The organism is Myxococcus sp. CA023 (assembly GCF_010998615.1).
In the GTDB taxonomy this organism is placed as follows: Bacteria; Myxococcota; Myxococcia; order Myxococcales; family Myxococcaceae; genus Myxococcus.
The window spans coordinates 1-21487 of record NZ_JAAEAH010000046.1; the positions used below are offsets into that span (position 1 = coordinate 1).

General features: G+C 68.9%; 24 protein-coding genes and 4 tRNA genes. 11 read left to right on the forward strand and 17 right to left on the reverse strand.

The window, feature by feature from the left end; translation table 11 throughout:
- Nucleotides 1-33: 33 nt before the first annotated feature.
- Nucleotides 34-792 carry a hypothetical protein gene (locus tag F8M74_RS20585; protein ID WP_240462300.1) on the reverse strand — a complete coding sequence of 253 codons (759 nt, stop codon included), beginning with the start codon at nt 790-792 and terminating at the stop codon, nt 34-36.
- Between the two features lie 56 nt (nt 793-848).
- The gene (locus tag F8M74_RS20590) at nt 849-1346 is read right to left on the reverse strand and encodes a hypothetical protein (RefSeq protein ID WP_141259040.1); all 498 of its coding nucleotides are present in this window, start codon (nt 1344-1346) and stop codon (nt 849-851) included.
- Nucleotides 1347-1524: 178 nt separating this feature from the next.
- Here F8M74_RS20590 and F8M74_RS20595 point away from each other — a divergent pair, with 178 nt between their 5' ends.
- On the forward strand, nt 1525-1821 hold the full coding sequence (locus F8M74_RS20595) for a hypothetical protein (protein WP_141259041.1): 297 nt from the start codon (nt 1525-1527) through the stop codon (nt 1819-1821).
- A 91-nt stretch (nt 1822-1912) separates the two neighbouring features.
- Here the strand turns inward: F8M74_RS20595 and ychF are convergent, their stop codons facing one another.
- The 6 genes from ychF to F8M74_RS20625 form a co-directional block, all read right to left on the reverse strand.
- Nucleotides 1913-3022: a redox-regulated ATPase YchF gene (gene ychF, locus F8M74_RS20600; RefSeq protein WP_141259042.1), complete on the reverse strand. Its 1110-nt coding sequence runs from the start codon at nt 3020-3022 to the stop codon at nt 1913-1915.
- A gap of 51 nt (nt 3023-3073) precedes the next feature.
- On the reverse strand, nt 3074-3628 hold the full coding sequence (gene atpF / locus F8M74_RS20605; RefSeq protein WP_141259043.1) for a F0F1 ATP synthase subunit B: 555 nt from the start codon (nt 3626-3628) through the stop codon (nt 3074-3076).
- Nucleotides 3629-3759: 131 nt separating this feature from the next.
- Complete coding sequence (locus tag F8M74_RS20610; protein ID WP_002636238.1) at nt 3760-3990, reverse strand: ATP synthase F0 subunit C; 231 nt, start codon at nt 3988-3990, stop codon at nt 3760-3762.
- A 144-nt stretch (nt 3991-4134) separates the two neighbouring features.
- On the reverse strand, nt 4135-5145 hold the full coding sequence (atpB, locus tag F8M74_RS20615; protein ID WP_141259044.1) for a F0F1 ATP synthase subunit A: 1011 nt from the start codon (nt 5143-5145) through the stop codon (nt 4135-4137).
- Complete coding sequence (locus tag F8M74_RS20620) at nt 5145-5555, reverse strand: hypothetical protein (protein WP_011550536.1); 411 nt, start codon at nt 5553-5555, stop codon at nt 5145-5147. The genes atpB and F8M74_RS20620 overlap by 1 nt, the downstream gene beginning before the upstream one ends.
- A complete protein-coding gene (locus tag F8M74_RS20625) occupies nt 5552-5818 on the reverse strand; it encodes an AtpZ/AtpI family protein (protein ID WP_141254048.1) in 267 nt (88 codons plus the stop codon). Before F8M74_RS20625 ends, F8M74_RS20620 begins: the two co-directional genes overlap by 4 nt.
- A gap of 414 nt (nt 5819-6232) precedes the next feature.
- Here F8M74_RS20625 and F8M74_RS20630 point away from each other — a divergent pair, with 414 nt between their 5' ends.
- From F8M74_RS20630 to F8M74_RS20640, 3 genes are all read left to right on the forward strand, one after another.
- Complete coding sequence (locus F8M74_RS20630; protein WP_141254047.1) at nt 6233-6751, forward strand: YbhB/YbcL family Raf kinase inhibitor-like protein; 519 nt, start codon at nt 6233-6235, stop codon at nt 6749-6751.
- Nucleotides 6752-6919: 168 nt separating this feature from the next.
- Complete coding sequence (locus F8M74_RS20635; protein WP_163884506.1) at nt 6920-9547, forward strand: GAF domain-containing protein; 2628 nt, start codon at nt 6920-6922, stop codon at nt 9545-9547.
- A 5-nt stretch (nt 9548-9552) separates the two neighbouring features.
- The gene (locus F8M74_RS20640; RefSeq protein ID WP_141254045.1) at nt 9553-9732 is read left to right on the forward strand and encodes a hypothetical protein; all 180 of its coding nucleotides are present in this window, start codon (nt 9553-9555) and stop codon (nt 9730-9732) included.
- Between the two features lie 15 nt (nt 9733-9747).
- Here the strand turns inward: F8M74_RS20640 and F8M74_RS20645 are convergent, their stop codons facing one another.
- Entirely contained in the window at nt 9748-11751 is a 2004-nt protein-coding gene (locus F8M74_RS20645; protein ID WP_141254044.1) for a serine/threonine-protein kinase, read from the reverse strand.
- Nucleotides 11735-13030 (reverse strand): glutamate-1-semialdehyde 2,1-aminomutase, encoded by a 1296-nt coding sequence (gene hemL, locus F8M74_RS20650; protein ID WP_141254043.1) that lies wholly within the window; start codon nt 13028-13030, stop codon nt 11735-11737. Before hemL ends, F8M74_RS20645 begins: the two co-directional genes overlap by 17 nt.
- Before the next feature lie 468 nt (nt 13031-13498).
- On the opposite strand from hemL, the gene F8M74_RS20655 reads away from it, so the two are divergent.
- Both F8M74_RS20655 and rraA read left to right on the forward strand, forming a co-directional pair.
- Complete coding sequence (locus F8M74_RS20655) at nt 13499-14476, forward strand: aldo/keto reductase (protein WP_141254042.1); 978 nt, start codon at nt 13499-13501, stop codon at nt 14474-14476.
- Nucleotides 14477-14491: 15 nt separating this feature from the next.
- Nucleotides 14492-14989: a ribonuclease E activity regulator RraA gene (gene rraA, locus F8M74_RS20660; RefSeq protein ID WP_141254041.1), complete on the forward strand. Its 498-nt coding sequence runs from the start codon at nt 14492-14494 to the stop codon at nt 14987-14989.
- A 30-nt stretch (nt 14990-15019) separates the two neighbouring features.
- On the opposite strand, the gene F8M74_RS20665 is transcribed toward rraA, so the two are convergent.
- The 3 genes from F8M74_RS20665 to F8M74_RS20675 all read right to left on the reverse strand — a co-directional run bounded on the left by F8M74_RS20665 (nt 15020) and on the right by F8M74_RS20675 (nt 16592).
- Nucleotides 15020-15982 (reverse strand): hypothetical protein, encoded by a 963-nt coding sequence (locus tag F8M74_RS20665; RefSeq protein ID WP_141254040.1) that lies wholly within the window; start codon nt 15980-15982, stop codon nt 15020-15022.
- Between the two features lie 92 nt (nt 15983-16074).
- Nucleotides 16075-16147: transfer RNA gene (locus F8M74_RS20670), tRNA-Arg, on the reverse strand.
- A 292-nt stretch (nt 16148-16439) separates the two neighbouring features.
- Nucleotides 16440-16592, reverse strand: a complete 153-nt coding sequence (locus F8M74_RS20675) for a hypothetical protein (RefSeq protein WP_153881173.1) — start codon at nt 16590-16592, stop codon at nt 16440-16442.
- Between the two features lie 83 nt (nt 16593-16675).
- Here F8M74_RS20675 and F8M74_RS20680 point away from each other — a divergent pair, with 83 nt between their 5' ends.
- The 3 genes from F8M74_RS20680 (at nt 16676) to F8M74_RS20685 (ending at nt 17947) form a co-directional block, all read left to right on the forward strand.
- The gene (locus F8M74_RS20680) at nt 16676-17248 is read left to right on the forward strand and encodes a DUF6597 domain-containing transcriptional factor (protein ID WP_228560270.1); all 573 of its coding nucleotides are present in this window, start codon (nt 16676-16678) and stop codon (nt 17246-17248) included.
- Nucleotides 17218-17469: a helix-turn-helix domain-containing protein gene (locus F8M74_RS37940; RefSeq protein ID WP_239004911.1), complete on the forward strand. Its 252-nt coding sequence runs from the start codon at nt 17218-17220 to the stop codon at nt 17467-17469. Before F8M74_RS20680 ends, F8M74_RS37940 begins: the two co-directional genes overlap by 31 nt.
- Before the next feature lie 88 nt (nt 17470-17557).
- Nucleotides 17558-17947: a VOC family protein gene (locus tag F8M74_RS20685; protein WP_141254039.1), complete on the forward strand. Its 390-nt coding sequence runs from the start codon at nt 17558-17560 to the stop codon at nt 17945-17947.
- Nucleotides 17948-17953: 6 nt separating this feature from the next.
- Here F8M74_RS20685 and F8M74_RS20690 read toward each other — a convergent pair.
- From F8M74_RS20690 to F8M74_RS20705, 4 genes are all read right to left on the reverse strand, one after another.
- Nucleotides 17954-18029 (reverse strand) — tRNA-Pro (locus tag F8M74_RS20690).
- 10 nt (nt 18030-18039) lie between these two features.
- A tRNA-Leu gene (locus F8M74_RS20695) sits at nt 18040-18113 on the reverse strand.
- 36 nt (nt 18114-18149) lie between these two features.
- Nucleotides 18150-18221 (reverse strand) — tRNA-Gly (locus F8M74_RS20700).
- 96 nt (nt 18222-18317) lie between these two features.
- The gene (locus F8M74_RS20705) at nt 18318-18464 is read right to left on the reverse strand and encodes a hypothetical protein (protein ID WP_163884507.1); all 147 of its coding nucleotides are present in this window, start codon (nt 18462-18464) and stop codon (nt 18318-18320) included.
- Nucleotides 18465-18621: 157 nt separating this feature from the next.
- Here F8M74_RS20705 and F8M74_RS20710 point away from each other — a divergent pair, with 157 nt between their 5' ends.
- Both F8M74_RS20710 and mgtE read left to right on the forward strand, forming a co-directional pair.
- Nucleotides 18622-19983: a hypothetical protein gene (locus tag F8M74_RS20710; protein WP_141254038.1), complete on the forward strand. Its 1362-nt coding sequence runs from the start codon at nt 18622-18624 to the stop codon at nt 19981-19983.
- Nucleotides 19984-20124: 141 nt separating this feature from the next.
- Nucleotides 20125-21450: a magnesium transporter gene (mgtE, locus tag F8M74_RS20715; protein WP_141254037.1), complete on the forward strand. Its 1326-nt coding sequence runs from the start codon at nt 20125-20127 to the stop codon at nt 21448-21450.
- Nucleotides 21451-21487 lie beyond the last annotated feature (37 nt).

Consider the following 21487-nt stretch of genomic DNA (forward strand, 5'->3'; position numbering starts at 1 on the left):
AATTTTACACACTTCAATGTCACACAGACTTGTCTATCTTTTTTTTTTTTTTGAGATGTGTAATAAGAGACAGCAGTTGCCACCGCCGCCCTCGCCCGCCACGGAGCCACGCCCCGAGGCCGTGCCGAAGCGGCCCATCCGCAGGCCCTCCCCTTTGTAGGCACCACCTGCCTCGGGAGGGATGTCCAGGTCGGTGCAGCCAATGAGGTCCGCGTGATTGACGAAGAGCCCGCCCCGGAAGCCCATTCCTTCCGCGCTGATGAGGCCCTGGTTCGTCACGCTGCCCGTGGCGAGGAAGGCCAGGATGCCACCGCTGCGCCCATCCCATGGACGGGCTACGACCGAGGCACCCGCGGACACGAGGACGTTCGTGTATTCGGGCACGGAGACCACCTGCGCGCCCGGCGCGGTGTAGGCATGCACCAGGGGCTCGGAGAAGCGCAGCCCGGGCGGCGATTCCGATACCGCCTCCACGCGCGCCAGCTCCCAGTGGCCCATCCGCCGAAGCGCCAGGGTGCCGCCATCGCTGGAGACCACGGCCTCCTCCGACCCGCCGCTCTGGTGGAGGAGCACCAGCGTGCCCGGGGTGAAGCCCGAAACGCGCTGCACCGGAACGTCGTGGGCTCCGACCACCACGAGGTCCGTCAGCGGCGTGGCGGCGTTGAGGACGCGCCCCACCGTCGTGACGGACAGCGCGCCATCACGGCCCGAGCCCAGGCCGAAGGAATCCAGCTCCGCCAGCGCGGGGGACGCCGGGAGCAACACGAGCAGGCAGGACAGGACGAAGCGCATGCCCCCTCATGCTGCCTCAGAAGCCGGGTCTACCGCGAGTGCGGGCCCCTGAAGACTCACTCGCCCGAGGGGTTCATCAGCGCCCGGGCATTGCGCGGTGCGAAGAAGGGCTGGCGCGCGAGCCTCGACAGGGCGCGCTTGTCCACGCACCACAGCTGGAGCGCATCCTCCCACTCACCCAGCTCGGCCACCGCGCGCACGTCCGGCGCATCGCGGTAGAGGCTGTTGAGGTTGTGCACCAACGCGGACAGGTCCTCCACCTCCCAGCGCTCCGTCACCTCGCCAACCATGACGTGGAGTTCCAGCACGGGGCGCTCGCGCACGTCCACCACCTTGAAGCGGCGGGCCGCGCCGCCCATGGCGGTGGTGAGCGGCCCCACCAGCTCGTCGGCGCGCACGCCGTACCCCACGGACAAGCCGCCTTCGAGCAGGCCCGCGTCACACAGGCGCAGCATGGACACATGGGGAGGCTCGCCACGCGGCAGCAGCGCCGCGGCGGCATCGCGGTCCTTGAGGAGTCGCTCCCGGGTGAGCATGTCGAGCAATGGGGCCATCGCGCCCCACAGCCTATCGCTCCTCGCCGCTCCAGGAGTCCACCTCCGCGGCTACGTGGAAGCGAAGCGTCCAGGCACGGCGTGACGCGGGACTGCGCCAACGGCCACTGTCGCATGCCGCGCACCCAACGAAGTCCGTCGTTGGAGACACGCACGCGCGAGGGGAAACTCCCGCGCCGTGGACACTCGACGCGTATATCCCCGTTTCGCCATCGCCTCCCTGCTCGGCAACGTCGCCTTCCTCGCCTCCTGGGGTGTGGTGCTGATGCGCCCCTCGGGCTGGCAGGTAGTCGGCCCGCTCCTGCTCCTCATGTTCCTCGTCCTGCGGGTCGGCGGCATGTGGTTCTTCGCCTCGAAACACCCGCCGGAGGAGCGCCCGCGCATGCGGCGCACGGCGACCCTCACCACCGTGCTGGCGCTCATCGCCGTGGGCATCTGGGTCTACACCGTGCTGCAAGGCCCGCGCGGCTTCTGAGCCGCCAGGCCCTGAAACGGCTCGCGGGCGCCGCCTCCAGACTGAACCGTCCGGAAGCACAGCGCCCGCGATGACTGCCGTGTGCTGACCGCTACACGTTGAAGCGGAAGTGCATGCAGTCGCCGTCCTGGACGACGTACTCCTTGCCTTCCACGCGCAGCATGCCCTTCTCCTTCACGGCGGACTCGCTGCCCAGCTTCACCAGGTCCTCCCAGCGCATCACCTCGGCCTTGATGAAGCCGCGCTCGAAGTCGGAGTGGATGACGCCGGCCGCCTGCGGGGCCTTGTAGCCCTGATGGATGGTCCACGCGCGGCACTCCTGCTCGCCCACGGTGAAGTACGTCCACAGGCCCAGCAGCTTGTAGCCAGCGCGCACCACCTTGTGCAGGCCCGGCTCGGACAGGCCCGCGCTCTCCAGGAAGCCCGGACGCTCCGACTCCGGAAGCTGCTGGATTTCGGACTCCAGCGCGGCGGCGAGCACCACCACCTCGAAGCCCTCCTTCGCGGCCATCTCCCGAACGGCCTTCACGTGGGGGTTCGCGTCCTCCTTGCCCAGCTCCGACTCGCCGATGTTCGCCACGTACAGCACGGGCTTGTCGGTGAGCAGGAACAGGTCATGGATGACGGCGCTCTCCTCCTCGGTGAGCTTCTGGGCGCGCACGGTGATGCCGTTGTCCAGGCTCGCCTTGATGCGGTCCAGCAATGCCACCTCGGCCTTGGCCTCCTCGCCGGCCTTGCCGCCCACCTTCGTGTTCTTCAAGGTGCGCTCGCGGCGCTTCTCCACCGTCTCCAGGTCCTTGAGGCACAGCTCCGTGTCGACCACGTCCCGGTCCCGCACCGGATTCACCCCGCCCTCGACGTGGGTGACGTTGTCGTCCTCGAAGCAGCGCAGCACGTGGAGCACGGCGTTGACCTGGCGGATGTTGCCCAGGAACTGGTTGCCCAGGCCTTCGCCCTTGGACGCGCCGCGCACCAGGCCGGCGATGTCCACGAACTCCAGCGAGGTGGGCACCTTCTTCAGCGGCTTGATGAGCGCGGACAACTGGTCCAGGCGGTCATCCGGCACGGGCACCACGCCCACGTTGGGCTCGATGGTGCAGAAGGGATAGTTGGCCGCCTGCGCGCCCGCGGCCGACAGCGCGTTGAACAGGGTGGACTTGCCGACGTTGGGCAGCCCGACGATTCCGATGGATAGACCCATGGTGATTCCCTGGAACACGCGCGCCGGGGGGCGCGCTTCCCCAGAAGGGGATTAGGCAGTGCGGCGCACGGCGCCGGTGGCGCTGGTGCCGTTCAGCGGCAGGCCCTGGACGAACTGCTCGGCCAGCGCGCGCTGCTTGCTGTCGTCCATGCGCTCGCTGATGAGCTTGCCGGCGACTTCCATGGCCAGGTCGACCGCCATGGAGCGGACCTCGGCGATGGCCTTCGCCTTCTGCTCGTCAATCTCGCGACGCGCGCTCAGCTTGAGCTCTTCGGCCTCCTTGCGGCTCTTGGCCATGAGCTCCTCGCGGAACTTCTCCATCTCCTGCGTGTTGCGGCGCATCATCTCCGCGGCCTCGCGACGGGCCTCGGCGATGGCCGTCTTCTGGTCGGCCAGCAGCTTCTCCGCCTCGGCGCGCTCACGCTTGGCGCTCTCGATGGAGCTGGCGATCTGCTTCTCGCGCTCCTCGACCAGCGAAAGGATGGGGCCCCACGCCTTCCACTTCAGGACGACTGCGGAGATGACGAAGGTGACCAGGGTCCAGAAGATGAGGCCCGGCTGGACCTTCACGAGGTTACTGGCGGCGAGAACGGAGGGCAGGAACATGGCGGGATGTCCAGCGTGAGGGAGGGATGCTGCGAAGACTTCGGTTTCCGCGGCAGGAGCGGCCGGCGCCCGCGGTGGAATTCCCTACGGGCACCGGCGACCGTCCAGCGATGACTCGACCTGCGCTCGCCTTAAGCCTTGGTGGCGAGCAGGATGCAAACGACCAGCGCGAACAGCGTGGCGCCTTCGATAAGGGCCGCCGCGATGATCATCGTGGTGCGGATGTCGCCGCCCGCGGCCGGCTGACGGCCCGTGGCGTCCATGGCGGCGGCGGCCAGCTTACCGATGCCGAGCGCGGCACCGATGATGGAGAGACCGGCACCCAGACCGGCGGCGAGGAAGGCAAGAGCGAGGTTGGTCATGGTGACACTTGTTCTTTCGTAGCGTGGACCCGCTTGTGGGGGGGTCGTGATGTCCCTTGAGGACTACCTCCGGCGGCCTTTCGAACCGCCGGGTCTTCGACCGGGGCACCGGACTTCAGCGCCCCGCTAACGCGTCAGAACGGCCTAGGCGTGGTGCGCCTTGCCCTGGTCGTGGCTGGGGCCCGCTTCCGGGTGGTCGTGGCCGTGGTCGTCATGGTGGTGCCCCATGGCCACGCTCATACCGATGAACAGCGCCGACAGCATCGCGAAGACGTACGCCTGCACGAAGGCCACGAACAGCTCGAGCATGAAGATGGCGAAGGCGAAGGGCACGCTCACCGCCGCCACCGCGGGGTGGCCGAGGAGGAAGATGAGGCCCAGGAGGAAGAAGAAGACGATGTGGCCCGCCAGCATGTTGGCGAACAGACGCATCGTGAGGGCGAAGGGCTTGGTGAACAGCCCCAGCACCTCCACCGGAATCATGATGGGCCACAACCAGGGGGCCACGCCACCCGTCAGGTGCTTCAGGTAGCCGCCCAGACCCGCCGCGCGAATACCCGCCACCTGGGTGATGACGAAGGTGCACAGCGCCAGCGCCATGGTGACGGCCAGGTTGCCGGTGGCGGTCGCCATCCAGGGAATCATGCCCAGCATGTTCATGAAGAGGATGAAGAAGAACACGGTGAGCAGGAAGGGCACGTAGCGGGGGCCCTCCTCCTTGCCGATGTTCTTGATGGCCAGCTCGTCACGAACGAACAGCACCAGCATCTCAAGGATGTTGGCGCCCGCGCCGCGCGGCACCAGCTTCGTCTTGTCGCGGTTGCCCCAGATGAACAGGGTGGCCATCAGCAGCAGCGCGGCCAGCCACATCATCAGGGTGTGCTTCGTGATGGACATGTCCAGGCAGCCGTCCATGAGGCCTGGAATCTCCTCGCCGTGCTCCGTCATCCGGGGCGCGCACCCGTTGGCCTTCAGCGGGACGTGCCACTGCGGGAACTCCAGCGCCTTGATGGGGTTGCCGAGCGGGACCTCGATCTCCAGGTAGGGCGAGTCCACGACGTGATGGAGGATGTACCCCGGCACGTCGTCTTCAGACCCCGCGGCCCACGCCGTGGCAGCAAACAGACTGGCGAACAGCACCATTGCCTTGCGCATCACTCGTCTCCGCCCGCCGATTCCTTCGACGCGGCCATCACGTAGCTCACTTCAATCCACTGCAGCGCGAAGTAGACGCCGAAGAAGCCGGCGATGAACGGCACCGCCGCCATTCCCCGCGACACCACGCCCAACAGCCCCGCCAACACGCCCACGGCCCGAAGGCCAAAGATGATTCCGACCACCTTCAGCGCGGCATTGAGGTCCTGCCGCACCGCCCGCCGTTTCAGCACCAGCGCCACCGCGCCCGTCACCGCCGCCAGCCCCACGCCCCACACCGCCGAAACCCGGTCCTCCACCACCTGCGGCATCAACGCCGCCAGCGCCAGGCCCACCACCGCCACGCCACCCGCCAGCGCCGCATGACTCTTGAAGGAGTCCGTCCCGCTACCGCCGCCCCGCGCCGTCACTTCCGCTTCCCCAGCCGGGCCATCTCATGGAGGAACCCATAGAAGCCCACGCAGATACCTACCAGGCTCAGCACCACCATCAACCAGGGGCCCGTCCCCAACCACCCATCCAGCCAGTAGCCACCCAGCACGCCCACCACCGCTCCACCCACCAGCTTCCACACCGCCGAGATGTAGGGTTGCGCCGCCCTCATCTGCCGGGCCGTCTCACCCAGCTCGCTGCCGTCCGAACCGCCCGGTTTCCGGGGCTCCTTCACTTCCATTCGGACGCCTCCCCAAACCCTGGGAAAACCTCGCTTTTCCAACCCCGCCGAACCAACCCCTCTACGCGGGGCGCCGCTTAACACCGAACACGCGGCACACGCAACCGGTACCATGGGCAGCGGCCCCCCGGCCCCCAGTGGCGATTGCCGCTTCGGCAAGCTCAGCTACCGCCGATCTGCCCCGCATGGAATCGAGGGCCCTCCCCATGGGCTCACCAGGGCCTGGGCTCGCCTCTGGGTGAGGCGCTGGGGTCCGGCGACCTGAGCAGGCGCATGGGGATGGGGGCGCCTGCCCCAACGCCCGGGTGGCCAGCCTCCGGGCGCCGGCCGGCCCGCTCCTCGGCGCCCGGGCGCCTGCGTCGCCAGCTTGCACCCGATACGCGTCAACCCACCGTGACACCTTTGGAGGACTCCATGCCGAAGCCGCTCGTGCTCACGTCCCCCCGCTTCAAGGACGGCGACCTCATCCCCATTGCCTACACCGGCGAGGGCGAGGACATCTCACCGCCGCTTCAATGGACGGACATGCCCGCCGGGACGAAGAGCCTGGCCCTCATCGTGGAGGATCCGGACGCGCCAGACCCGCGCAATCCCCAAATGACCTTCTCCCACTGGGTTGTCTACAACATCCCACCTTCGGCCCAAGGCCTGCCGGAAGGCGCCACGCCGGACGTCCTCCCGGAGGGCGCCCGCCAGGGTCAGAACGACTTCCGCCGCCAGAACTACGGGGGCCCCATGCCGCCCGTGGGCATGCACCGGTACTACTTCCGCCTGTACGCCCTGGACACGGTACTGCCGGACCTGGGCCGCGCCTCGCGCACACAGCTCCGGGAGGCCATGGAAGGCCACATCGTGGGACAGGCGGAGCTCATCGGCCTGTACACCAAGGTCCACCACCGCGGCGCGGAGTCCCCCGGGGCCACTCCCGCCTGATTCGGCTCGGGCGACAGCAACCCTGAGGACACGGGCTCGGCGGCCCTGCGCGGCCGGGCCCGTTCTAAGTACAAGCCGCAGGGCTGGCACCGGGTTGTGGGATGGTGGGCGAAGCGGCGGGTCAGCAATTTCGCACGGGCTGGCAGCGGTGGAAGAGTCAGGCCTGCCGTGAAAACCGCCGCCGAAACCGGGGCAGCCTACGGCCCCTTCGATGCAATGTCCGTGGGTGTCTGCGTCGTCCGTGACGGCCGCTTCGTCTATGTGAACGAAGCGCTGGTGACGATGTCGGGCTACCCGCGCGAAGGCGTGCTGGGTGAGCCCGCCACGCTCCTCGTCTCGGCGGAGAGCGAGGCGGAGCTGGCGTCCCGCCATGCCCGTCGCAAGCGCGGCGAGCCCGTCCCCACCACGTACGAGACGATGCTGCGCACCACCGAAGGGGAGCGGCGGGTGGAGCTGACCGTCATCCCCAGCGGCACGGAGTGGGTGGTGCTGGTACGCGACGTGTCGGCGAGGGCCCGGCGCCGCAGCGTGCTCCAGCGGCTGGCCGAGCTGGGCGCGAGCCTGCCCTCCCTGCGCACCGAGGGCGAGGTGCTGCGGAGGATGTTCTCCAGCGTGGAGGAGCTGGGACTTGGCTGCGCGTGGCTTTCGCCAGACCGGCTGGGCGTCCGGCTGGGACAGACGTTCGTGCCGCCCGGCATGGTGCCCACGGAAGCCGCGGCACTGAGTGGCCGCTGGGTACGGGATGTGGTGGGCCAGTGGCCTCCCCTGCTGAAGCGCGCCTGGCGCGATGGCGCGGCCTATACAGACGAGTTGCCCCAGGAGACCGAGCGATTCCTCCGAGGCGCCCGGGGCGCGCTGGTTCGCCAGGGCATCCAGCGCGCCGGACAGACGCGTGCCATCGCGGTGCGCATCGACGTGGACGGCCAGCCCCGGGCCATGCTCGCGCTGGTGGCGGACTGGCTGCGCGAGGAGGAGCTGCCACCCGTGCGGCTCTTCGGCGCGCAGGTGTCCGCGGCGCTGGACGCGGCGCTCACCATCTCCCGCCTGTCCGCGCAGAACACGGCGCTGGCGGCGCTCAACCGACTGGCCTCGGTGACGGCCTCCGCGCCGCACCCACAGGCACTGTTCGCTCCGGGGACCGACGAAATCGCCGGGCTCCTGGGTTGCGACGCGGTGACAGTGCTCCTGCCAACGGACGACGGCGAAGTGGAGCTCGCGTACTCGAGCGGCCTGGACACCGAAGGCTCGGAGGACTTCACGCGGCGCTGGCGAGCCGGAAACCTGTGCCTCCAGGCGCAACGAGAAGGCATCCCGCTGGAGCGCGAGGTGGAGTCCTGTCCGGACGACCTGAGCGAGGAACTGCGCCGGCAAGGCTTCCGTACCGTGGTGGTCGTCCCCCTGCGGGTACGCTCGCGGGGCGTGGGTACCCTGTCCGCCCTCTTCCGGGAACGGCGGCCCCTGACGCCGCTCGAACGGGAGACGTTGCAGGCCATGGGCAGCCACTTCGCGGCGGCCATCGAATCCCACCGGCTGCTGCACGAGCTTCGTGGCCGCGCCGAGGACCTGGCGCTGCTGCACGAGGTGGCCAAGGCGCTGGCGGCCACCCTGGAACTGGACAAGCTCCTGCACATTGGCGCCACCAGCCTGGCGCGCATCGTGGACACGTCGGATGCATACGTGTTCCTTCCGGATGTCTCGGGGGAACGGCTCCAGCTTCGCGCGATGACGGGAGGCTCACCGGAGCTTCAAGGGCCCGCGCTGCCACTCATCCCGGCCGATGCGTCACTCGCGTCGGTGGCGTTCCACACGCGCGAGGTGGTGATGGTGGAGGACGCCCGCTCCGACCTGCGCGTCAACGAGGAGGTGCGGCGCCTGCCCGGTGCTCGAGCATTCCTGGTGCTCCCCCTGGTGGTCCACGAGCGCCCCATGGGCGTGATGATGGCGGTGGAGACCCGGCGGCCACGGCGCTTCACGCTCGCGGAGGTGGAGCGAGCCAGTGCCATCGCCAACCAACTGGCGCTGGCCCGCGAGGGCGCGCGGCTGGTGGAGGACCTTCAAGCCAGCTACGTGGAGCTGGCCCGGACCCAGGCCCAGTTGGTGCGCCGCGAACGGCTGGCCGCGCTGGGCGAGCTGTCCGCCGTGGTCGCCCATGAAGTGCGCAATCCACTGGGTGCCATCTTCAACTCGGTGGCGTCCATCCGCCGCATCGTCGGGCCGGACAGCGCGGCGGTGCCGCTGCTGGACATCGTCGGGGAGGAGTCGGACCGGCTCAACCGCATTGTCGCGGACCTGCTCACCTTCGCGCGGCCGCCCGCGCCGCATCCCTATGCCGTGCCGCTGTCGCCCCTGGTGGAGGACGCGGTGCGAGGCGCGCTGGCGGAGGCCCCGGGCCAGGTGCGCGTGGAGCTGGACCTGGCGGACGATGTCCCCTCGGTGACCGTGGACGAGCGGATGATGCGCCAGGCCTTCCTCAACCTCGCCATCAACGCCGTGCAGGCCATGCCTCAGGGCGGCATGCTGCGCGCGAGCGTCCGGCGCGCGACGGGGACTCCCGAAGTCGAAGAGCAGTTCGCGGACAGCGGGCCGGGCATCTCCCCCGACGTGCGGGCGCGCATCTTCGAGCCCTTCTTCACCACCAAGGCCAAGGGCACCGGATTGGGGCTGGCGGTGGTGAAGCGCATCATCGAGTCGCACCAGGGCCGGGTCGCGCTGGAATCCCAGCCGGGCCAGGGCACCACCTTCCGGCTCTATCTCCCTCTGGACACCTCCGCCGCGGCGGTAAGCGAAGGCTGGTAACGCACTTGAAGCTCACGCGTCCGGGGCAGCAGAAATGCACCGCCGTGCCGCCGTCCTGGGAGTCCTTCTTTCTGGACGTGCTGGCTCACAGCATCCGCCAGGGCAGTGACGGCACCCTGTTCCGCGACACGGACGACGGCGGGCAGGACAACCTCTACAACGTCATGGGCTGTCGGCGGAGCTGACGCCCACGGCTGGCTTCAGGCCAGCGCCCAAGCCAGCGCGAGCCCCAGGGCACACGCACCCGCGCAGAGCCCCGCGACGAGCCAGGGGCGTCCGCCGCGAAGCCATGTGCCAGAGTCCTCCTCGGGCTCAGGCATGGGCAGCGCTTCATCCCCCGTGATGGCGCGCACCAACTCCAGACGACGGGCCTCCACCGCCGCGGCATCCACCGCTTGGGAGATGTCCACGCCAAAGCCCACCTGTGTCTCGCGGGTGGCTCGGCGCAACTGCGCGGCCTGGGGCGGCAAGGACTGGAGCGCCCTGGCGGGACTCACCTCCGTCACGGTGACATCCTCGGACGCGGTGGCACGGGCGCCCTGGCTTCGGCTGGCCTCCGCCCGTTCGAGCGCGACCATCAGCTTCGCCGCATCGACGGCTTCGGTGGCCGCCGCGTCTCCGCCCAGGCTGGCTCCGGAGTTCACGGCCCCAGGGCCCACCGCGGACTTCGACGCCACGCCGGCGTCCGCCGCCATCCGGGCACGTTCGGGCTGAACGACCGTGGGCTCCTCGTCCGCATCGAGTGGCGCGCTCGCGACCGGGCCTCGCGCTGGATGGACGACGGTGGCCTCCCCCTCCACATCGAGGTGTGCCCGTTCGCCGCCGGGAAGGCCCCGTCGCGCTCGCGAGGCTCCACCCTCCACCACGGTCGCCTCGTCCTCCGTCCCGTACAGCGCGGTGACGCGAGGCGCATTGACAGCGCGAGGCAACTCCGGCGCCCTTCCAGGAGTCCCTCGCACCGTGACTTCAAGTTCATCCGCGTCATCGTGCGCGGCGGGCGCGGCCTTCGCTGTCGTGCCTCGCACGGAGGCATCCGGTGCGGCTGGGACATTCGCATCAGGCTGGTGGGCGGGCGGCGGCGCCTTCGAAGTCTCAGCGCCGCCACGCTCGGCCGGGACGTAGTCCTCGGGCGCGTCGATGCCTTCGTGCTCGAACGCGAGCGCGGTGGGCGGAGCGAGCACGGTGGCCAACGCGGGCTCGGTGAGTGCGCGGGAACGCGGCTCCCGCAGCAGTTCGCGGAGCACGAGCTCCTCCGCCTTCTTCTCGCGGGGGAACGCGGCCGCGATGAGGCGCGCGACATCCGCATCCCCCACGTTGGGCGCCAGCTTCGCCTTCATCCGCGCCAGTTCCGCGCCCATGGCGGCCGCGTCCGGGAAGCGATTGTCGGGCTCGGAGGCCAGCGCGCGCATCAGGAACGCATCCACGCTGGTAGGCACGCCCTGCCGGACGCTCCCCGCTGGCTCCCACTGGGGGTATGCCGCGCGCCGCCACCGCTCCACCGGGTCGCCCCGCTGCGCCAGGGGCTTCCACGCGAACAACTCCCACAGCAGCGCGCCCACCGCGTACACGTCCGCGCGCCGGTCCACGAAGCGCTTCCGCGCCTGCTCCGGTGCCATGTACGTCAGGTTGCCAATCACCACCCGGGGCGCCGTCTGCTGCTCCTTCAGCGTGGACTGCGCCGCGCCGAAGTCGATGATCTTCACCTCGCCCGCGTAGCTGATGCACACGTTCGCGGGAGACAAATCCCGGTGGACCAGGTGCAGCGGATTGCCGAACTCATCCGTCGCGTCGTGCGCGTAGGCCAGTCCCTCACAGAGCCGCTGCCCCAGATGAAGCATGATGCCCAGCGGCAACGTCCGCCCGAGCTGCCGCAACCGGTACGTCAGCCGGCTGAGCGTCTTGCCCTGCACGTACTCCATGGACAGGTAGAGCTGCCCTTCCACCTCGCCCATGGCGTACACGCGCGCGATGTTCGGATGGTGCAGCCGCACCACGACGCGGGCTTCATCCCGGAAGCGTCCGGCGAACTGCGGGCTCGCCATGAGCTGCGGGAGGACCTTCTTCACCACACAGGCACGACGAGGCGCCTCCTCACGCGCGAGGAACACCTCTCCCATCCCCCCGGCGCCGATGCGGCGCACGAGGGTATAGGGACCGAAGCGAACGGGCCCCTCGAGGGGCGCGGGCTCAACCGGTCTTGCCAAGCGAACGGAAGGCCTTTCTCGCCGCCGCGAGGACGTGCGCGACTTCCGGCTCGCCAATGGCCAGCGACACGAACGCCGCCTCGAACTGGCTGGGCGGCAGGTAGACGCCTTCGTTCAGCATGGCGTGGAAGAACTTCCCGAAGCGCGCCGTGTCCGCCTTCTTCGCGCTGGTGTAGTCGTAGACGGGCTCACCGGTGAAGAACACCGTGAGCATGCTGCCCACGCGGTTGACGGTGACGGGCACGTCCGCGGCCTTCGCCTCGGCGAGCAGGCCGACCTCCAACATGCGGCTGACCTCCTCCAGCCGCGCGTAGGTGCCGGGGGCCGCCAGGGCCTTGAGGCACGCCAAGCCCGCCGCCACCGCCACCGGGTTCCCCGACAGCGTGCCGGACTGGTACACCGGGCCCGCGGGAGCCACCTTCTCCATGATGTCGCGGCGGCCACCATACGCGCCCATCGGCATGCCCCCGCCAATCACCTTGGCCATGGTGGTGAGGTCCGGCTTGAGGCCGTACAGCTCCTGCGCGCCGCCTCGCGACAGCCGGAAGCCCGTCATGACCTCGTCCAGCACCAGCAGCACGCCGTGCTTCCGGCAGAGCGCCTGCAGCCCTTCGAGGTAGCCCGGCTTCGGCACCAGCACGCCCATGTTGCCCACCACCGGCTCGATGATGGCGCAAGCGATGTCCTGGCCATTCTCCGCGAAGATGCGCTCCACGGCGGCCAGGTCGTTGAAGGGCGCGGTAAGCGTGAGCTTCGCCAGCGCCGACGGCACGCCCGGAGAGTCCGGCAGGCCCAGCGTCTCCACGCCACTGCCCGCCTTCACCAGGAACGGGTCTCCCGCGCCGTGGAAGCAGCCTTCGAACTTGAGGATGTGCTCGCGGCCGGTGAAGCCCCGCGCGACGCGGATGGCCGCCACCGTGGCCTCGGTGCCACTGGAGACCAGGCGCACCATCTCCACCGCGGGCATGGTGGCGCAGATGAGCTCCGCGAACTCCACCTCACCCGCATGCGGCGCGCCATAGGACGAGCCCCGGCGCGCGGCGTCGATGATGGCGTCCAAGATGGGCGGATACGCGTGGCCCAGGATGAGCGGTCCCCAGCTCCCCACGAGGTCGACGTAGCGGTTGCCGTCCACATCCGTGAGCCAGGCACCTGAGCCTTCACGGAAGAAGACAGGGTCGCCGCCAACGCCTCGGAAGGCGCGCACCGGGGAATTCACTCCGCCGGGGATGCGAGCCTGCGCGCGAGCGAAGAGAGCCTGACTGTGAGCGTGGTTCATGGCTCGTTCCATACCATGCGGCACGAGGCAGTCTGTGTCCCCGCACGCCCGCTCCCATGCCCCCCGCTTCTTCGTGCCGTTGTCGACACATTATGGACAGTCTCAGGCAGTGCGGAAGAAACCGTCTTTCTTGTAAATCTGACTAAATTGGGTGGATTCAGCGCCCCATCGTCCGGGACTCAGGCGAGCGTGCGCGAGGCGCTGCGGGAATCCATCTCCCGGCTGGGCCTGAGCCGCGCCGTGCCCGTCCTCGAGCGACTCCGTGACACGAACGCCGCGGCTCGAGACGAAGTGACTCCCTGGATTGCAGTGCTCGCGGAGCATCCCCAGCGGTGGGAAATGCTCGATACCGCACGGCGACATTCGCACTGATGAACGGGGCATTTTGACCTGCACCCTGCTTCGGGACGCGTTAGCTACGCCGGCCACGGCCCACGGGCCGACCACTCACCGAGGGAGCGACAGGCAATGCCCCAAACGAAGCTCGAAGCACGCAAGGCACTCGGAACCACGGGCCTTCAGGTATCCCCCCTGTGCCTGGGTGGAAACGTCTTCGGATGGACAGCCGACGAGGCGACCTCGTTCGCGGTGCTCGATGCCTTCGTCGACAACGGCGGCAACTTCATCGACACGGCGGACGTCTATTCGAGCTGGGTTCCCGGCAACCGCGGCGGCGAGTCTGAGACGCTCATCGGCAAGTGGATGAAGTCGCGCAGCGCTCGGGAGCGCGTCGTCATCGCCACCAAGGTGGGCTCGCAGACGGAGCTGGGGAAGGGCCTGAGCCGCGAGCACATCCAGCGCAGCGTGGAGGCCTCGCTGCGCCGGTTGCAGTTGGACGTCATCGACCTCTACTACGCGCACTACGAGGACCTGGGCACGCCGGTAGAGGAGACGATGGCGGCCTTCGACGCGCTTGTGCGCTCCGGCAAGGTCCGCGCGCTGGGCACCAGCAACCACTCCCCGCAGCGGCTCACCGAGTCACTGGAGGTATCCCGCCGCAACAACCTCGCCCGGTACGCGGTGCTGCAACCGCACTACAACCTCGTCGAGCGCAAGGACTTCGAGTCATCGCTCCGGGGCATCTGCGAACGGGAAGGGCTCGTGGTGGCGCCCTACTTCGCGTTGGCCTCGGGCTTCCTGACGGGCAAGTACCGCAAGGACCAGCCGCCTCCGAAGTCGGCCCGCGCCGAAAGCGTGCTGAAGCAGTATGGAAACGCGCGCGGCTGGGCGGTGATTGATGCCCTGGACGCCGTGACGCGCCGGCATCCGGGAGCGAACTTCGCCCAGGTCGCGCTCGCGTGGCTCGCGGATCAGCCCACCATCGTGGCGCCCATCGCGAGCGCGACGTCCGCCAGTCAGACGCAGGAACTGCTGGGTGCGTTCACGTTGCAACTGACGGCGGAGGACCTCCGCGCCCTGGACGTTGCGTCGTCCCGCGAGGCCTGAGAAGGCTCGAAGCCCATGAGCACGTTCACCGACTTCAAGACGGCCGACCTCTGCGATGCCCACGCGGGCACGCTGCGGTTCCAGATTGCCGAGCCCGGGTTCCAGGACTACGGCGGCGTCCGGACCTTCGCGGGTCCCATCAGCACGGTGCGGGCGCCCGAGGACAACTCCCTCGTGCGCAAGGCCTTGGAGGAGCCCGGCCAAGGCCGGGTGCTGGTGGTGGACGGCGGAGGCAGCCGCCGCTGCGCGCTCGTGGGAGACCAACTCGCGTTGCTCGCCCACCAGAATGGCTGGGCGGGCGTGGTGGTGAATGGCTGCATCCGCGACGCCGAGGACGTGGGCCGCATGCGCATCGGCGTCAAGGCGCTGGACACCCACCCGCTCAAGAGCCTCAAGCGCAACGAGGGACAACGTGACGTGGAGGTCCGCTTCGCCGGAGTCACCTTCCGCCCCGGCCACTACGTTTATGCGGACCTGGACGGCATCGTCACCTCCGAGTCGCCCCTGGGCTGATGCCAGGGGCTCCGGGCGGAAGTGCAGGCACTACCCGCGTCGCCACCACTTCCGCCGCGCGGCCCTCACGTCGGACCAGTCCACCAGGCAGTCGTGCACGTTCTCCTGGCCGCGCTGGGCATCAGGAATGTCCCCTGACTCCACGCGCGAAATCAGCTCCGGCAACCGCTCGTAGAACGTGGGCGAGCGGTACTGGGGATGCAATGTCCACAGGCCCGGCGCGGCGCCCAGGAAGTCCAGCCGCCACAAGCCGCGACCCTTGAGCCTCCGGGTGACCAGGTTCTCCGGCTCGCGGTACGGCGGATTGCCCGCGCGCAAGGCACGCAGCACGTGAATGGGCGGCGCCAGCTTCGCCTGCAGCGGCCCCACTCGGCGCACCATGGCGTCGCGGTCCACGAAGAAGGCCCGGCTACTGAAGCGCCGGAAACGGAACGCGTGGGAGCCCTGTGCATCGGGCTCGTACCAGCGACTGTCTCCCGCAATCGTCCCATCCGCGCGCGGCGGGCCCGACAAGGGACTGCAGCTCACCAACTCCTCGCGTGACGCGAGTTGCGCGGCCGCCTCCGCCATCCAGGCGCGCGACGCTCCACCGATGAGCATGTCCGCGTCCAGGTGCATCACGTGCGGGTGCTTCGCCGCCGCGAGCCCGAAGAAGTAGGAATGGAAGGGCCCGCCGCGCGAGTCCTTCATGGGCAGCCGGGAGCCTCCGAAGAATTGCTCGGAGAGTGCCTTCGTGACGGCGGGAGAGTAGTCCACCTCCACCAGCCGGATGCGCGGATCCGCCGAGGACAGCTCCGACAGCAGCGCGTCCATCTTCGGCTTTCGCTCCAGCCACGCACCCGCGAAGCGGCTGCCCTGGCTGCGGTGCAGGTCCAGCACGAGCAGCACCTCCTGCACGGAGGGCCCGAGCTGGCGAAGCTGATGCGGAAGGATGAGGCGCGCGTGCGGATAGTCCGTGGGCGCGAGGTTGATTTGCAGGGTGACCGGGCTCACGGCGTGTCCAGCAAGAGGGAGGTCGCGTCATCCATGACGGAGTGGCTACCCACTTGCCATACCCACGGGGCACCAGACAACTGAAGGAGGAGTGGTCCTGGCAGGAGTCGAACCTGCGGCCTCTCGGTCCGCAACCGAGTGCTCTATCCTCTGAGCTACAAGACCGGAACTGCGACTGCGAGAGCGCCCCAGCCACGGGGCGCGGTGTCAGAAGGAAGCGATGCCGTCGAACAGGTCTTCCGGCTCGGACTCGATGGGGAGGGGATTCATGGGCGTCACCTCGGGGATGAGCGCTCCGACAGGGAATCGAACCCTGTTCACACGGTAGACGGCCGTGCTGCGATTCCAATCGCATCCCGGAGCAGTGGGGTTGACCCGGAAAAGAAAGAGGCCGGGTTCCCTCGGGGAGCCCGGCCTCTGGACTGCCATGCCCTGTCCTTCGACGGGGCGCGGTGGGTCAGAACCCAGGCGGGAGATCTCGACGGGAGGTCGCCCCCCGCTTGGAATCACGAGCGGTGGCCCGGCCAGCGAGTGCGAGCGCATCGATGCCGATGACAGTATCGTTCAGGGTGTCGGGATTCATCGGGCTCGTCAGGTTCGCCGTCTTCATGGCCACCGCTCCTTTCATGGGAAATGGACGCAATGGCCGCACAGGGCCTGACAAGCTGTGCACGGGCTGAAGACAGGGACGCGATGGCGGAGGACGCACAGCAGCAGGGCTACACCCAGTGGGCACCGCCTATCGAGATGGCGGATGCGGTGGACGCGTTCTGGCAGTTCTGGGTGCCCCGAAAGCCCCACGACGTCCCCCTCCCCCGGCAGCACCGGGTCCTTCCGGATGGCTGCACCGACCTCATCTTCGGATTCCAACACGCCCCAGGCCCGGTGTGGCTGGCCGCACCCCGGCTGGCCGTCGTCGGCCCCATGAAGCGCTTCATCCTCGTCGACCTCGAGCCCGGCGGGGTGAGCCTGGGCGTCAGGCTCCGTCCTGGCTGGGCGCAGGCCCTGCTGGGTGTCAGTCCGCGTGAACTCTGCGGACTCAACGTCTCCGCCCAGGATTGCTCGCCCACCCTCACGCAGCTTCAGCGGCGGATGGAAGACTGCGCCTCACCCGCCCAGGCCATGGCCCTGCTCCAGCGCACCATCGCCGACGCTGGGCTTCGTTCCGGAGCATGGCGAAGCCGCGTGCCATCCAGGCCCTGGGACACATTCAAGCCTCGTCGGGGCAGGTGCGCATGGCCGCGCTCGCTCGCGAACTGGGTGTGAGTGAGCGCACCCTGCACCGGGACATCCTCGACGAAGCCGGCGTACCGCCGAAGCTGCTCGCGCGCGTCCTGCGCTTCCAGCGGGCGGTGTCCCTGCTGCGCTCCCGTGAGGGCACAGACCTGTGTGACGTCGCGCTCGAATGCGGCTACGCGGACCAGGCGCATCTGTCACGAGACGTGCGGGAATTGGCCGGCGTGTCGCCCACCGCACTCGTGGGTTGAGCGCTGTCCGATTCCTTCAAGACAGGCCCGTGCCATCCGTGTGACGACGCACTCACACAGACATCCCACTGACCGACAGGGGTCCACCATGAAGCTCGGCTACATCATCCTCTACGTACCGGACGTGAGCGCCGCCATCGTCTTCTACGAGAAGGCCTTCGGACTGGCGCGCCGATTCATCCACGAGAGCGGTGGCTACGCGGAGATGGAGACAGGCACCACCGCCCTGGCCTTCGTCGAGGAAGGCGCGGCGAAGGAGCACGGCTTCACCGTGCGCCATCTGCGGCCGAAGGAAGACGCGGCGGCCATCGAACTGGCGCTCGTCACCGCCGACGTGACCGCCGCATACACGCGCGCCGTGGAGGCGGGTGCCGAGGCCACGCAGCCCCCCAAGCAGAAACCCTGGGGACAGACGGTGGCCTACGTGAGAGACCTCAACGGCGTCCTGGTGGAGCTCTGCTCGCCGATGGAGGGGTAATGGCAGTCGGGACGACTGGATTCGAACCAGCGACCTCGCGCACCCCAAGCGCGCGCTCTTGTCCAAGCTGAGCTACGTCCCGGAAACAGCCTTGCCGCGGGCGGGATTCGAACCCGCACCCTCTGCATTCTGAGTGCAGCGCCTCTACCAGTTGGGCTACCGCGGCGTTCTTCGATGCGGCAACCCGGGTGGGCTGCCGGAAAGCGGTCGACGGGATTCGAACCCGTGTTCACCTGGATGGCGACCAGGGGCCTGACCACTCGGCCACGACCGCACGTGCTGCGACGACCCGGAAAAGGAAGAGGCCGGGTTCCCTCGGGGAGCCCGGCCTCTGGCCTGCCATGCCACGTCGATGGACGGGCGAAAGGCGTCAGAGTCCGGGCCGTCTACCGCCAATGGGTAGACCGGGCAGCACGGGAGCGGGCAGCAGGGCGACGGGCGCGAGCACGCCGATGCCGATGACAGTGTCGTTCAAGGTGTCGGGATTCATCGGGCTCGTCAGGTTCGTCGTCTGCATGTCACCGCTCCTTTCTGTGAAAAATGACGCGCTGGAGGCGCGGGGCCTGACACGGCGCCACGCCTGTCACCGGCCCGGCCCGCGGATGGGGTAAGAAGGCCCTGGAGCCTGCGCCGCCTCCCCCCAGGCCGAGGTCACCCGGGCGGCGCCCCCCTCGATGAAGACCGTTCCCTGCCTGCTCGCATGGTCCGCGATGCTGTCCCTGTCCGGGTGTGCGGACACCGGCGATGACTGCAGCCTCGTCCCGCTGCCAGGAGGCATGGGGCAGACCCCGCCCCTGCTGTCGCTGGAGGTCCCCGCGGAGCTCCACGTCCAACCAAACCTGAACTTCACCTGTGAGGGCCCCGATACCTCCCAGGTCCCCGACAGCATCACGGCGGAGGTGTTCGACCCGAACAACCACGCCGTGGCCTCGGAGGCGTCCCTCACCGGCAATGGACAGGCGGCCACCGTCCGCTTCACCCCGACGACCACCGGACGCCACCACGTCCGCGTCGCCTTCGCCCCGGTGGGCAGCCTCCAGCAGTTCGGCGCCTACGTGTCACGCGCGTGGACCGGAGGAGATCCGACGGTGCTCCCGCTGCCCCGCTGCACGCAACTGAACCGCACCACGCATGGCACCTGGCTGTGTGACGGCGTGGCGGTGCACGCGGCGAACGGAACCCAGACGCAACTCGGCGGCGTCTCCGGCATGCCCGACGTGGCCGTCGCGGGAGATGTCGTCTGGGTCGTGGGCGAGGACCGGGTGCGCCGCTTCGTCGACACCGGCTCGGAACTCGAGCTCACCGGCTCGCTCCTGCTCAACCAGCGCGACACCGTGAAGGTCATCCAGAACCGGCTCGCCACCGCGGATGAGCTGTGGGTGCTCGACTCGGAGCGCCTGCACCGCTTCGCCTTCACCCCAGAAGGCGTCGTCACCGGCGCCACCCCCACGCCGTGGGGACGGGTCAACCAGCTGCCCTTCGGCGTCGACATGGTGCTGGGCCTGCTCGTGCGTCTGGGCCCCGACACGGTCAGCGTCATCCAGGTGACGCAGGACCCCGACAGCCGCGCGTGCACGTTCCGGTTGGGCCCGAGCGGGGCCTTCGTCGCCTCGGAGGCGCCGTGTCAGCGCCTGCCGGGCGCGCCAGCGGGCATCGAGGATGGCGCGGTGTGGACCCGCGTGGACACCCTGCTCCTGCCGCAGCCAGGACAGACGCTGTATCGGTGGGCCGCGGTGGATGGCGCGCTGACCGAACGAGGCACCCTGGTCGTGGACGCGCCGCTCGAGTTGGTGAGCGCGCCCCTCCGCCCCGGCTTCGCCATCCCCTTCATCCAGTGGCGGCAATCACGCGTCGGCTCCGCGGTGCCCGTTCCGCCCGAGTCACAGGGCCCGCTGGGACTGGAGCTGCTACCGGGCAACGCGGACCTGTCTCCCGGACTGCGAACCATCTCTCCGCGCTTCTACTGGGAGGCCGGCGGCGGGCAGGGCCTCGGTGGCACGCGGGTGTACGAACGGCGTGCGTCTTCGTTGAAATAACGAGACGGTTGGGGCACACACGGAAGGAAAGCGCGAAATGTCGCCTGCCTGCCTCTCGCGATACCTGGCCTTCCGGGTGTAGAGAGGCCGGCGCGCCGCGGCACCACGCGCTCCACCCTACACGCCCGGAGGTGAGCCCCCATGATGGAAAGCCCCCAGAGCGCCGCGCTCTCCATGGAGGAACTGCACGAGGCGTGGCCCGTGCTCTCCATCGATGAGCGGCTGGAGGGCTTCCGGTTGCTTCCCGCTTCGGTGGCGGACGACTTCTTCCTGGCGTTGTCGGCGCGTGAGCAGGCGGAGCTCATCCTCCACCTTCAGCCGGCCGAGCGACGGACCTGGGTCCGGCTGCTGCCCCCGGACGACCTGGCCGACCTGGTACAGGCGGTGGAGCCCGAGCAGGCGGAGTCCATCCTCTCGCAGCTCGACGACGCCAGCCGCCGCGAAGTCAACGTGCTCCTGGCCTACGCGGAGGACGACGCCGGCGGTCTGATGAATCCGCGCTTCGCCCGCGTGCGGCCGGACATGTCCATCGACGAGGCCATCAGCTACCTGCGCAAGCAGGCGCGGGAGCGGGTGGAGACCGTCTACTACGCCTATGTGCTCGACGCCGAACAGCACCTGCTGGGCGTGCTGTCCCTGCGTCAGCTCTTCCAGACGGCCAGCGACAAGCGCGTGGCGGACGTCATGCAGCGCGACGTCATCACCGTGTCGGAAGACACCGACCAGGAGGCCGTGAGCCGGCTGTTCACCGAGCACGGCTTCATGGCCCTGCCCGTGCTCGACGTCCAGCAGCGGATGAAGGGCATCGTCACGGTGGACGACATCGTCGACGTCGTCCAGGAAGAGGCCACCGAGGACATCCAGAAGGCCGGCGGTATGGAGGCCCTGGAGGCGCCCTACTTCGAGACCGGCTTCTTCGGCATGTTGAAGAAGCGCATCGGCTGGCTGCTGGTGCTCTTCCTGGGGCAGATGCTCACCGCCACCGCGATGAGCAGCTTCGAGGACGAAATCGCCACCGCCGTGGTGCTGAGCCTCTTCGTGCCGCTCATCATCTCCTCGGGCGGCAACTCCGGCAGTCAGGCCTCCACGCTCATCATCCGCTCGCTCGCGCTGGGCGAGATGCGACTGAGGGACTGGTGGCGCGTGGCTCGCCGCGAGCTGCTCTCCGGCCTGGTGCTGGGCGTGGTGCTGGGTGTGGTGGGCCTGGCGCGCATCCTCATCTGGAACTCCATCTCCGGCGTCTATGGGGAACACGCCTTGATGCTGGGCATCACCGTCGCCCTGTCCGTGCTGGGCGTGGTGACGTTCGGTACCCTGGCCGGCTCCATGCTGCCTTTGGTCCTGCGAAAGTTCGGCTTCGACCCCGCGAGCGCCTCCGCGCCCTTCGTGGCCACACTGGTGGACGTTAGCGGCGTCCTCATCTACTTCACCGTCGCCAGCCTCCTGCTGCGCGGTACGCTGCTCTGAAGCGCCGGGGCCCCTGAGGCCGCGGCTTCGCGGGAGA